Raw genomic sequence first — 9322 nt, 5'->3', positions numbered from 1 at the left:
TGTGGGTGGTGTGGGTGGTGTGGGTGGTGTGGGTGGTGTGGGTGGTGTGGGTGGTGTGGGTGGTGTGGGTGGTGTGGGTGGTGTGGACAGTGTGGGCGGCGTGGGCGGCGTGGTCGGTGCGGGTGGTGCGAGCGGCACAAGCGGCACAAGCGGCACAAGCGGCACAAGCGGCACAAGCGGCACAAGCGGCACAAGCGGCACAAGCGGCGCAAGCGGCGCAAGCGGCGCAAGCGGCGCAAGCGGCATTAGCAGTGCAAACGACATTAACGGCGCACATGCCCGGAGCCGCTCGCCGCTGCGTGACGCCCGCATCTGGCGCGTAGCGCTCGGCGCGGGCGCGCTTTGCGTGCCGCAACTCGCCGTGATCACTTTCGGAACTGTGTTCCTCCACGACTTTGGGCGCGCCGGCGTGCTGACCATCAGCGTCGCGATGGCCACGGTCCAGGCAGGCGCCGCCATCGCTCGTGTCTGGAGCGGCCGGTGGACGGATCAGCGCGGCAATCGCCGGGCATACATGCGCGGCTGCAGTCTGCTGACTTCCGCGCTATTCGCGGCGCTCACTCTCATGAGCGGTGTGGCCGCCGTGCAGCACACCCCAACAACAGTCATGACGATGTTTCTCGTGCCGATGATCGTGCTCGGCGGGGTGAGCGCGTCTGCCTGGCACGGCGTCGCCTTCACCGAACTCGCGACGCTCGCCGGAACGAGCCGCGCCGGCACTGCGCTGGCGCTCGGCAATACCTGCGTTTTCCTCTCGCTTTTTCTGACGCCGCTCGCGATTCCGCCGCTGCTATCGCTCGGGTCATGGCCGATGGTGTGGGCTGTGACAAGTCTCTGTGCGTTGATTGCGCTGCCGGTTTTTCCGCGCGCATTGCGCGAAGTCAGCACGAGCGCGCCGCGCGCCTGTGACACGGCTTGACGATTGCCGGCGTGCGCGAGGCAGTTTTGCGCGACGTTTATCGAAATGCCGTGCGGGCCAAGGTTAATTCAGACGTGATTTTCCCGCGAACCTGAGCTCGCCGATTTTCTCAATTTATTCATTTTGAATAATTGGGGGCTTTTGTTGTCCGTGCACCGTAATTGCCGGTGAATTCAACACTTGATTCGGAACACTCCGATTTTCGTTACGCGCACCACGGTGATTTTATGGTCCCGTCGACGCGCGATGGTTAGAAACGATTGCGCGTCGACGCAGGTGCGGAGCGTGTCGATTTGTCCTGCGTATCTGACGACTATTCCTACAACAAACGAGATCAATCTAGTGAACCTCCGAATCATTCTCGCGGATGATCATCCATTCGTTCTGCTTGGCGTTAGAGCTATGCTCGAAACCAGATCCGGTGTCGCCATCGTCGGCCAGGCCGTCAGTCCGACATCGTTAATCAAACTGCTGCGGCGCACGCCATGTGACGTGCTGGTCACCGACCTGTCGATGCCTGACCCCGGCGCCGCTGTGGAAGACGAACTGAACCTGATCCGGCAGATCCATGCCGAGTGGCCGCGACTGCGCATCGTCGTCATGTCGACGACGACCAATTCTGCGTTGCTCCGGGTCCTCGCATCGGAGCGCGCCGTGAGCTTGCTCAGCAAAACCGAATCCATGCACGAGTTGTGGCGTGCGATCGAGCAGCATGTAAGCAACGAGCCCTACATCGGTAACTCAATCGCCGCACTTCTCGCAACGCCGCCCGAAGCCGGGTGCGAGCGGCCGCTCGCGCTCCCTCTGTCGGTAATGCAGAAGACGGTCGTCAGGATGTTCGTCGACGGACACTCTATTGCTGAAATTGCGGCCACTCTCGGATGTCATCGCCGCACCGTTAGTCGGCAAAAGCGTGAAGCAATGGTAAAACTTGGCGTTACTAATGATCCTGGTTTATTCTCGTGCGTTCGAGCTGGTGACATTCTTAAATTTGAATCGCATATCTAAGTAAATTAATTGGCCGAGTTATTGAAGTTATTTCGGAGCGATCTTATGTTTAACACCGCCACGATGTCTGATGATGGGGCAGGGCCGGTCGGGAGTGAGATGGTGATAGGGAGTCAGGATATGGAGGAGAGATAGACGATGGGCGACACCGCTGAAATAAGCACGCCGGTCCGGGCGATCATCGCGGACGATCATCCGCTCGTCCTGTTTGCAATCGAGAACTTGATGGGCGGTTACCAGAATATGGAGGTGGTCGGCCGCGCGACCGATGCAACCGATCTCTTTGCGGAGGTCGACCGGACCGGTTGTGACCTGGTGCTCATGGACCTCTACATGCCAGGCGGCGCAGATGGCAGTGGGATCGACGCGGTGCGGCAGTTCAGGAGCCGTTACCCCGACGTGGCCCTCGTCGTGCTCACCATGGAAACCGAGGCAGCAGCGCTGCAAAGCGTGATCTCGCTCGGCGTTCACGCGCTTATCAGCAAGCGTGACCGCATCGACCTGATTCACGTGGCGATCATCACCGCGCTCGCGGGCGAATGCTATCTCGGGCCCGCCGTGCGCGCGGTCATTGCGGACGCCACGGCGATGCAACGGCTCGACTTTGTTCGTTCGGTGTTGTCGCGGCGCGAGCTTGAAGTGTTCACGCAGTACGCGTCGGGCTTCGGTGTTACCGAAATTGCGGGGCGGCTGGGGCGCAGCGTGAAGACAATTAGCGCGCAAAAGTGCACCGCCATGCGCAAGCTGGCGTTGCATAGCGACGCTGAGCTATTTCGCTTTGCGGTTGAGCACGGCGTGGTAACAGAGGCCCGCGTCGAAGGGCGCTGAAGAACACACGAGGTCGCGCCGGGCCGGCGTGACAAACATAAGATGTGTTGGCGTTGTCCGGGGAAAGTACATCTTGTACTGGACATGCCAATCGATAAGACAACAAAAAAATATGACAGACAAGATACGCGTCATCGTGGCGGACGACCACGACTGCGTTCGCGCCGGCGTGAGGAGGTTGTTGTACGCCACGCCGCATATCGAAGTTGTTGGCGAGGCCTGCAACACGCATGACCTTGCCGAACTGCTTGACGTCTGCGAATGCGACATCGTCATCTCCGACATTGGCATGCCGGGTCTGGACGGAGCGAGCAACGCTGTTCCTTTCCTGCGTCGGGTATTGAGAGGGCATGCGCATCCCGCCGTCGTTGTGCTCACCATGATTTGTCATGCACATATGCTGTCGGGCCTGCTGCATCTTGGCGTCAGCGCAATAGTCGATAAGCGCGACACGACGGCTGCATTGATCGACGCAATCCAGGCAGCGTTGACTGGAGACGTGTATCTGTCGGAGCAGGTGCGCGTTGCGATGGAAACGACTGACACTCCGCCGCAACTGCGCGCCAGCGTTTTGAGTGCGCGCGAATGGGAGATCTTCCAGCTCTATGTGCAGGGTGTCGCGGTACACGAAATCGCGAAACGATTGCAGCGCAGCGGTAAGACGATCAGCACTCAGAAGCGTACCGCAATGCGCAAGCTAGGCCTCGAAACGGAGTCCGATCTTATTGTCTACGCACGGCAGATTGGCTTGATTTAACACTCGGTAACGCTGCGCCTATATACCGGCAACTCACGGTCCCGAAATTAGGACTCTTCCGATTGGTTGGGAGACCTTGCCACTCCATAGTTCTGAATTAGCTTCGGCTTTTGCTGACGTGGGCCTCATTAGAGCAGTTATGTCTTGAGACCACGCCGCGCAAAGCTGGGGAAGTTCAAGCAGATGTTCGCGGAAATTGCGTAGCGCCGTGCGCTTCGCATAGCGACAGGGAGGCGGTATGGCCGTGCTAGGTAAGCGGTTGTTGGTCGAGAGCGTGGGTACGGCATGGCTGGTGTTCATCGGCTGCGGCAGCATCGTATTGAACACCGGCGCCGTTCAGCAAGGCTACGGCGTGCTCGAGGTATCACTCGCGTTCGGTCTCGCGCTTGCCACCGCGAGCTACTGGTTTGGCGAGACGTCGGGCGCTCACTTCAATCCCGCTGTCACGGTAGGTTTCACTGCCGCACAACGGTTCCCGGTCAAAGACCTGCTGCCCTATATTGCCGCGCAGATTGTCGGCGGGGTCGTTGCCGGAGCGCTGCTCGTTTATGTGGCGAGCGGCCGGCCGGGCTTCGAAATCGGCGCGAGCGAATTCGCGGCCAATGGCTTTGGCGATCACTCTCCTTCCGACTATCAGTTGCACTCGGCGTTGGCCATTGAGTTCGTGCTGTCGTTTGCTTTTGTCATGGCGAGCCTTCTCGTAGCCGCACGCTACGAGACAAAGCCGGGCGGACCGATGGTCGTCGGCGGATGTCTCGCGCTCGTCTACCTCGTGTCGATTCCGGTCACCAACGGTTCGGTCAATCCCGCCCGCTCCACGGCGCAAGCGCTGTTCGTGGGTGACTGGGCGCTCGACCAACTGTGGCTCTTCTGGGCGGCGCCAATGTCTGGCGGCGTCGTCGCCGGCTTCGTGTTCTCGTTCCTCAGTGGCAGGTCCGACCAGGCAGCAGCAACGCTTGCCGATGGCCACAGCGAAGCCGCGTGAGTTGTGCCGTGACGTTTTTCTCATTCTTTGCCACACGGTTCCAACGCGCTGCGATAGCGCGCGTGCGGCGGCGCGTGTCGGTGTGCGTGCTGGCAGGGCTCTCCTTATTGGCCGCGGCTCAAGTGGCGGCTGCCGGCCACGCTTTCGTGGAGTCCGGTGCCAACCGGGTCGGTAGTGCCTTCCCAGAGAAGCTGACCGTCGGCGTACTTGCGAATAGCTGGTTGCCGTTCGACGCGCTGCGAAACGGGCAACTCACAGGACTGAGCATCGACTATCTGCGCGCACTGGTCGGGCCGGGCGTTGCGATCGAGGCGAAGCCATATCCCGACATGCTGCAGCTACTTGCCGCCGCCTGCGCGGGCAACGTCGATCTGTTGATGAGTCTCGCGCGCACGCCGGAACGTGAGCGCTGTGTCAGTTTCACCACGCCGTATTTTCGCGCGTCCACCTCAACGGTTGTACGCAGGGACGGCGACATATACGAAGGACCGGCGCGTCTTGCAGGCGCGTCCATTGCAATAGAGAAGGGCTTTGCGCTTGAGCGCTCGTTGCGCGAGCGCTTCCCGCGCGCCCGCATTAGCGTGTTCACATCGACGCACGCGGCGCTCGCTGCCGTCGCCGATGGCGACGCGGACGCATATATGGGTTTCACACCAGTCGTCGAATATGCGCTCGCAACAGAAGAGTTCCACAATCTGCGCGTTGCATTTGAGGAAGGCACTCGCTCCGCTGAACTGCGCTTTGGCGTGCCGCGTAGTCAGGTGGCGTTGCGTGACCGGCTGGACCGCGCGTTAGCATCAATGAACCAGACCGACGACACGGCGATTCGAGTCCGCTGGCTTTCAGGCAGTTTCGATTCGAAGCCGGAGCCCGCCACATCCCGTCTTGAATTGACGCAGCAGGAGCAGGCGTGGCTTCGTTCGCTTCCGCCGTTGCAGGTGGGCTTCGACAACAACTGGCCGCCATTCAGCTATCTCGACACGTCGGGGCGTCCTGCCGGCGTGACCGCCGACTACCTCGCATACCTGAGTCGCACGCTTGGCGTCGTGTTCAACCGCGCGCGGCAGCCCGACTGGCCATCCGCGATCGACGCGTTCCAGCGCGGTGAACTGGCGATTCTCACCACGGGCTCGAGTAACGACCCGCGCCTCCAGAAGGCACGTCATACCCGTGCGTACGAAAGCTATCCACTGGTAATGGTGGGGCGCGACGACGAGCCGGCCGCCCGTTCACTCAACGATTTCGCCCCGCGGCGGGTCGTGGTGTCGTCACACATTGCCGGGGTCGACCCGCTCGCATTCCAGCGCATTCCGAAAGATCACCTGGTCATCGCGCCAAGCCTTGACGACGCGCTGCGCATGGTTGCTTCCGGGGAAGCAGATGTCGTCGTGGAAAACGTGGCAGCCGTCGACATTGTGCTCAAGCGGCAATACGCCGGTGTGCTGAAGGTAATCGGCACAGTGGGTAAATCCGATGCCCTCGACTTCGCTGTGCGTCCGGACCTGGGTGTGCTCGCCGATCTGATCGACCGCGCGTTGCAAGCGATGCCGCCAGCGGAAAAGCAGCACATCCGGCAGAAATGGGTGACCGGCGACACGCCGGCAGGCGGTACTTGGAGCGTTTCCGCGGTGCGCCTGCTACCTGTGCTGATCGGCATCGCCTCGGTCCTGCTCGTTACATTGCGCGCCTATCTGCTTTTGCAACGCGAAGTCAGGCGCCGCAAGGAGACCGAGCGCGAGCTCGCGCTGCAGCTGAATTTCCAGGAAACGATGATGAAGATGGTGCCCTATCCGCTCGTCGCCCAGGATCTGCAAGGCCGCTATATCGCAGTCAATGGCGCGTATGAGCGGGCGTGCGGGTTAAGCCGCGAGGCAGTTATCGGACGCAGCACGATGGAGGTTCACACATGGGGGGAGGCCAACAGCCGTGTACTCGCCGATATGACCCGCGACCTGCTGCGAGGCGGCGACATGGCCCAGGTCGAGCTGCAGTTCGAGTCCCGTGCCGGCGATGTGCGTCACGGGCTTTTCTGGACGAGTATCTGCCGCGGCAACGACGGAGAGCCAGTTTGCGTGCTCGGCACCATGGTCGACATCACCAACATACGGCGTGCGGAGATGCGCGCGCGCGACACCGAGCGGAGGCTCTTCGACGTCACGCGCTCGTTGCCGGCCGTGGTGTTCCAACTGCGCCGCACGTCAGACGGTGCTTATTCGTTTCCTTACATCGGTGGAGACGCGAAGCTTTTGCTCGGACACGGCAACGGGGTGGCGGGAAGCCGCGATCATGTCGACTTCGACCGTATCCACGAGCAAGACCGTCCGTTCGTCATTGCGGAACTCGAGCGCTCGGCTCGTCTTGAAACGCCGGTACTGATCGAATTCCGCATGCGCTGCCATTCGAACGTGAAGTGGGCGCGAGCGGAACTCGTGCCGCGTCGCGAGGCGGACGCAAGTGTCGTTTGGAGCGGCTACTGGGTCGACGCGAGCATCGAGCATGCGCGCGCCGAAGAACTTGCCCGCGCGCGTGATGCGGCTGAAGCGGCGTCGCGTGCGAAAGACGACTTCTTCGCAATGATGAGCCACGAAATCCGCACCCCTATGAACGGTGTACTCGGGCTTGTGGAAGTGCTCGAGCGCACGCCGCTCAACGCGGATCAGGGCGAAATGCTCGGCATGATCCACGAGTCGGCGGGCGCGCTGCTGCAAATTCTCGACGACCTGCTCGATTACTCGAAAATCGACGCGGGACGGTTGACCATCGAAGCAGAGCCTATCGACCTGCGCGAACTGGTCGACAATGCGGTCGGCTTGCTAGCGGGCCGCGCGCATGAGAAGGGCCTGAAAGTGAGGGTGAATATTGCGTCGGACGTGGCGGCCACGCTGCGAGGGGACAGCGTGAGATTGCGTCAGGTCCTGTTCAATCTGCTCGGCAATGCGATCAAATTCACTCCCGAAGGTCAGGTAGACGTGAGCGTGGCGTTGCTCGCGCAAACGGGCGACGTTCAGACAATCGAGATGGTCGTCGAGGACACCGGCATCGGCATAGCGGCGGACGTGCAGGCGAAACTGTTCGAGCCGTTCGTGCAGGCGGAGTCGTCCACCACGCGCCGCTTCGGCGGCACGGGCCTTGGCCTCACCATCTGCCGCAAAGTGATCGAACTGATGAACGGCTCGCTCACGCTCGACAGCGAGCTGAACCGCGGCACGCGCATGACGGTGCGGCTCAGCATGCCCGTCGAGACGCAGCGTTATTCAGTGAGTGGTTTGCGCGGCAAGCGCTGTCTCGTGGCGACTAACGACGCGCGAGTCGGTCAGGCTCTCGTCGACTTCGGAAAAGCGCTGGGATTGGAGCTGCGCCGGGTTCCGTCCGACTTTGCGCAGTTACGTTGCCGCGCCGCGCTAAGCGGCGTGGATCTGCTGTTCGTGAGCGAGGACGTGGTGCTGCCCGCCAACGTCACAGGCAAGGTCCGTGTGATATCCCTCACCGAAAAGCCGAAGCCTACGGGCTACCGCATTCTCGAAGACAATGTTCGCCTGAGCATCAATCCGATATCGTGGCGCGGACTCGGTGCGGCGTGTGCTGCGGCCATGACGGGCCTTCAGTCCGCGCCGTCGCCGTCGGTCAGCGTGCCGCGCACGCATGAAAGCATCACCGCGCCGCCGGACCGGGAACGGGCGATCGCGAGTGGCCGCCTGATTCTCGTCGCCGAAGATCATCCGGTGAATCAGGAACTCATTCGCCATCAACTGGCGCTGCTCGGTTTCGCGTGCGACGTCGCGAACGACGGCGCCGAAGCGCTATCCGCGCTCGAACACACCAGTTACGGATGTCTGATCACGGACTGCCATATGCCCAACGTATCTGGCTATGAACTGACGCGGCGTATCCGTGAGCGCGAGCGCGAGCAAGGCCGCTCAGACCGTCTGCCGATTCTGGGCATCACCGCCAATACGGCGCCTGAAGATCTGAGCCTCTGCCGCGAGGCAGGCATGGACGACAACCTCGTCAAGCCGACGCGCCTCGCAACGTTGCGCGAGTATCTGAGCCGCTGGTTCGGCACTGACAGCGCCTGGCAGGCGGCACCCGCAGATAACGCTGATATCCAGGAGCCGACAGACTCGTCGGCCGCGGGCGCCTCGGCCTTCGTTCCGGTCGACCTGAATCAGATGACCCAATTGTGGGGTAGTGAATCGACGGTCAAGGCGTTGCTCGATTCGTTCGTTTCTTCAGTGCGCGAAGACATTCAGGCACTGTCGTTGTTACTGGAAGACGCGGACACATTGCGCGTGCGCGAGTGGCTTCACCGGGTAGCAGGCGCGGCGAGCGTACTGCAATACCCTCCGCTCATCAGCGTACTCGACGAATATCGCCGCGATATCTCGGGCGCGCCCGAGCGCGTGCGCCATAACGGACTCGCGGTGATCGACAAATGCAACGCGATGCTCGACGGCATCGAACACCAGGCGGCATTGCTCGCCTAAGCGCGGTCATTAGCCGGATCAACGCCCACGGCAGCGTTGGTCCCGACCGCACCGCAATCGACGGACGAAAAAAAACGCGGCCGAAGCCGCGTTAAAGATTTGGAGACATCCCTCGATGAAGGAGTCACTTCTCGCGAGCCCAAAGCATACTCGGGAAAACGCGGATGATTCAGTGCAGAATCTGCAAATAATTGTTTGGAAAATCGTTACAAGCGAAATCGACGGCGCGATTTAGACGCGCAGACCGGCGCGTCGTCCGCCATGAACGTCTTTCGAAGATTTGCACTAGTATGTGATGGCTTCGCTCGTGACCGAGGTGTCAGCGCGGCGGCGCATCTAGT

At 61.3% G+C, this 9322-nt stretch carries 5 protein-coding genes and 1 pseudogene; all 6 read left to right on the top strand.

Going from position 1 to position 9322, the window contains the following annotated elements; all coding sequences use genetic code 11:
- Positions 1-919, top strand: a pseudogene (locus SB753_RS19435) (MFS transporter); the annotation flags it as partial.
- A 402-nt stretch (positions 920-1321) separates the two neighbouring features.
- Complete coding sequence (locus SB753_RS19430) at positions 1322-1927, top strand: response regulator (RefSeq protein ID WP_410801359.1); 606 nt, start codon at positions 1322-1324, stop codon at positions 1925-1927.
- A 138-nt stretch (positions 1928-2065) separates the two neighbouring features.
- Positions 2066-2755 carry a response regulator transcription factor gene (locus SB753_RS19425; protein ID WP_087754749.1) on the top strand — a complete coding sequence of 230 codons (690 nt, stop codon included), beginning with the start codon at positions 2066-2068 and terminating at the stop codon, positions 2753-2755.
- Positions 2756-2867: 112 nt separating this feature from the next.
- Positions 2868-3512, top strand: a complete 645-nt coding sequence (locus SB753_RS19420; protein ID WP_204522759.1) for a response regulator transcription factor — start codon at positions 2868-2870, stop codon at positions 3510-3512.
- 238 nt (positions 3513-3750) lie between these two features.
- Complete coding sequence (gene aqpZ, locus SB753_RS19415; RefSeq protein WP_288824572.1) at positions 3751-4497, top strand: aquaporin Z; 747 nt, start codon at positions 3751-3753, stop codon at positions 4495-4497.
- 53 nt (positions 4498-4550) lie between these two features.
- On the top strand, positions 4551-8981 hold the full coding sequence (locus tag SB753_RS19410) for a transporter substrate-binding domain-containing protein (RefSeq protein WP_410801380.1): 4431 nt from the start codon (positions 4551-4553) through the stop codon (positions 8979-8981).
- The last annotated feature ends 341 nt before the right edge of the window (positions 8982-9322 follow it).

Origin of the sequence: Paraburkholderia sp. SIMBA_053 (genome assembly GCF_046534895.1) — a bacterium.
Lineage (GTDB): Bacteria > Pseudomonadota > Gammaproteobacteria > Burkholderiales > Burkholderiaceae > Paraburkholderia > Paraburkholderia caledonica.
This window is presented reverse-complemented; position numbering and strand designations above follow the sequence as displayed.

What these genes read in the sequence shown, in the direction of transcription:
- SB753_RS19425 (WP_087754749.1), top strand. Translation starts at nt 2,066, where the DNA reads ATGGGCGACACCGCTGAAATAAGCACGCCGGTCCGGGCGATCATCGCG.
- SB753_RS19430 (WP_410801359.1), top strand. Translation starts at nt 1,322, where the DNA reads ATGCTCGAAACCAGATCCGGTGTCGCCATCGTCGGCCAGGCCGTCAGT.
- SB753_RS19420 (WP_204522759.1), top strand. Translation starts at nt 2,868, where the DNA reads ATGACAGACAAGATACGCGTCATCGTGGCGGACGACCACGACTGCGTT.
- aqpZ (WP_288824572.1), top strand. Translation starts at nt 3,751, where the DNA reads ATGGCCGTGCTAGGTAAGCGGTTGTTGGTCGAGAGCGTGGGTACGGCA.